Raw genomic sequence first — 2989 nt, forward strand, 5'->3', positions numbered from 1 at the left:
GAGGTCCTCGAGATCGGCGACGCAGGCGTCGGTGAACCGCTCGTCGGTGTACTGGGCGTACGGGCCGCGCGTGCGGACGCCGCCGTGCACGTACAGGGTCTGGAGGGGCGACAGGCTCGTGGGGGACCAGGAACGGTTGCCGGTGATGCCGACGGTGGAGAAGGAACGGCCGTGGTAGCTGTTGCGCATCGCCAGGATCTGGTTCGACCGGCGGTACGTGGTGGCGAGGAGGAGGGCCGTGTCGTTGGCCTCGGTGCCCGAGGTGGTGAAGAAGACGCGGGCGTCGGGGATGCCGGAGAGGGCGGCGATCCGTTCGGCGAGCTCCACCATGGGGCGGTTGAGGTAGAGGGTGGAGGAGTGGATGATCCGCCCGGCCTGCTCGGCGATGGCCTTGGTGACCTCGGGGAGCGCGTGGGCGGTCATGGTGGTGAGGATGCCGCCGAAGAAGTCGAGGTACTTGCGGCCTTCGGCGTCCCAGACGTGACGGCCCTCGCCGTGGGTGATCTCCAGCGGCTCGCGGTAGTAGAGGGCGAGCCAGTCGGGGGCGACGGCGCGGTGCCGTTCGTAGAGGCCGCTCACGGCTTCACCAGCCCGTCGTACGCGTCGGGGCGGCGGTCCCGGTAGAACGCCCACTGGCGGCGGACCTCCCCGATCAGGCCGAAGTCCAGGTCCCGGACAACGAGTTCCTCCTCCTTGTCGGAGGCGACGTCCCCGACGAACCGGCCCCGCGGGTCGACGAAGTAGCTGGTGCCGTAGAAGTCGTTGTCGCCGTACTCCTCGACCCCGACGCGGTTGATGGCGGCGACGAAGTACTCGTTGGCGACGGCGGCCGCGGGCTGCTCCAGCTGCCAGAGGTGGGAGGAGAGGCCGCGGTGGGTGGCGGACGGGTTGTAGACCAGCTGGGCTCCGTTGAGGCCGAGTTGGCGCCAGCCCTCGGGGAAGTGGCGGTCGTAGCAGATGTAGACGCCGACCTTGCCGACGGCGGTGTCGAAGACGGGCCAGCCGGCGTTCCCCGGGCGGAAGTAGTACTTCTCCCAGAAGCCCTTGACCTGCGGGATGTGGTGCTTGCGGTACTTGCCGAGGTACGTGCCGTCGGCGTCGATCACGGCCGCCGTGTTGTAGTGGAAGCCCTCGCTCTCGACCTCGAACACCGGGACCACGATCACCATGCCGGTCTCCCGCGCGAGCTCCCGCATCCGGCGGACGGTCGGGCCGTCGGGGACGAGCTCGGCCCAGCGGTAGTGCTCCGGCTCCTGGACCTGGCAGAAGTAAGGGGCGTTGAACACCTCCTGGAAGCCGATCACCCGGGCTCCCTGCCGGGCGGCCTCCCGGGCGTGCTCCTCATGTTTGGCGATCATGGATTCGGTGTCGCCGGTCCAGGTCGCCTGCACGAGCGCGGCGCGTACGACGTCGGACATGAGCTGCTCCTTCGGCACGGCGTCGATGAGCCTCTACGCACGTAGACGCGATGCGTAGGAAGAGAACGTAAGCCCCGTCACACCCCGGAGCAAGACCACTGCCGCGAAGCATTCGAGTCGATCATGTTTCATACCCGAGTGGTCCACAACGGACATCCGTCGGTACACAGCGACATCCGTTCGGTACGGAGCGTTCAGCCGGGCCCGCGTCTTCGGACGCTCAGAAGCTCACGACGATCCCGGTGTGCGGGCGCCGGCCGAGCCGGACGGCCGTCGCCGGCAGGTCCACGAGCCAGAACTGCCAGGTGTACTTGCGGCCCAGGAGCCGGCGGACCCGGCGCGGCTCCTCCCCCGTCACGAGCCGCGCCGTCCCCCGCACCCGCGCGGCGCCCTCGGAGACGTTCCCGCGCACGTCGCAGACGGCCACCTCGACGGCCGGGTCGGCGCGCAGCCGCTTGACCTTCCAGGAGTCGGTCCGGGTCCAGGCGTACAGCTCCTCGCCGTCGACGGCGTACCAGACGGGCGTCGCGACCCCCGTCCCGTTCTTCCGGAAGGTGGTCAGACTGACGTAGCGGCCGTGCCGCAGCTCCTCGGGCATCATGCCCGGAGCCTATGCGGCGCCCCGCGGGGCGCCGCGGCGGGCACTTCCGACGCGGGCACTTCCGGGGCGGGCACCTCAGGGTTGGCCGCGCCGCCCCGGCTCCGGTCAGCGCGAGCCGCGCCGCCAGAACCGTCCGCCCCGCTCCGAACGGGCCTGCGCGCCCCCGGACTTCGGCCGGACCTCCAGGGACCAGCGCCCCTCGGCGCTGTGGACGGCGAGGAGCAGGGGCCCCTCGGGCAGCGCGACGGTGGTCCTGACCCGCTCGTCCGCCTCGTTGACCACCAGATGGCCGTTGGCGTCCGGCTCGTAGCCGTGCACGTGGAAGTACACGCTGCCGTCCCCCTCGCCGCGCAGGCGCGCGAGGAGGTCGGCGGCCGGGCCGGTGTGCAGCAGCACATCGGCGCCCCGTCCCTCGGCGCCCGCGCCCAGCGGGTCCACGGCGGAGACGGGGCGCACCGCGACGGTCCACTCCGCGCCCGGGGCCGCGTCGACCCGCAGACGCAGCGGTGTGCGGCCGTCGTGGTCCAGGAGCGACCGTCCCGAGAAGTCGTCCAGACCGGTGTTGAACAGCAGGTGGTCGTTCCGGCGGCGGTGGTTCAGGGTGTGCACCGAGAAGTAGCCCTCACCTGCGCGCTCCGCGTCGACGAGGACGAAGCCGGGCGGCACGGGGACGTCGACGGTGATGTCGGTCCTGCCCTTGCCGCTGCGGACGAACTCCGGGAAGTCGCCGCCGAAGCCCCAGGGGCCGCCGAAACCCTTCTCCTTCCGGCGGTCGCCGGCGGCCGCGTCCCGGGGGGCGGGGATGTCGCCCTCCCCGCCGGCGGCCGGCGCCCCGGCCTCCTTGCCGACGATCAGGGGCTCGGGGCCCGTGGCGACCGGGGCCACCTCCGCCGCCGGCGCTTCCGCCACCCCGACGGCGGCCGGTGCGGGGGCGGGCTGCGCGACCGGTTCGGGGGCCGGCCCGGGAAGG

3 protein-coding genes and 1 pseudogene are annotated in these 2989 nt (G+C 72.2%); all 4 read right to left on the reverse strand.

Translation table 11 applies throughout. The features are described 5' to 3' along the window. A partial coding sequence (locus RIF68_RS32885; RefSeq protein ID WP_309055060.1) for an aminotransferase class III-fold pyridoxal phosphate-dependent enzyme occupies positions 1-579 on the reverse strand: 579 nt, incomplete at its 3' end. Further along, the gene (locus RIF68_RS32890) at positions 576-1418 is read right to left on the reverse strand and encodes a nitrilase-related carbon-nitrogen hydrolase (RefSeq protein WP_309055062.1); all 843 of its coding nucleotides are present in this window, start codon (positions 1416-1418) and stop codon (positions 576-578) included. The genes RIF68_RS32890 and RIF68_RS32885, both read right to left, overlap by 4 nt. Before the next feature lie 220 nt (positions 1419-1638). After that, positions 1639-2019, reverse strand: coding sequence for a PPOX class F420-dependent oxidoreductase (locus tag RIF68_RS32895; RefSeq protein WP_309055064.1), 381 nt, complete (start codon positions 2017-2019; stop codon positions 1639-1641). 105 nt (positions 2020-2124) lie between these two features. Further along, positions 2125-2989: pseudogene (locus tag RIF68_RS32900) on the reverse strand (hypothetical protein); the annotation flags it as partial.

Origin of the sequence: Streptomyces sp., from assembly GCF_031178505.1 — a bacterium.
GTDB classification, from domain to species: domain Bacteria; phylum Actinomycetota; class Actinomycetes; order Streptomycetales; family Streptomycetaceae; genus Streptomyces; species Streptomyces gulbargensis.

Bases quoted from the DNA above. Each gene is read 5' to 3' on its own strand.
- RIF68_RS32895 (WP_309055064.1), bottom strand. From the start codon at position 2,019: ATGATGCCCGAGGAGCTGCGGCACGGCCGCTACGTCAGTCTGACCACC.
- RIF68_RS32890 (WP_309055062.1), bottom strand. From the start codon at position 1,418: ATGTCCGACGTCGTACGCGCCGCGCTCGTGCAGGCGACCTGGACCGGC.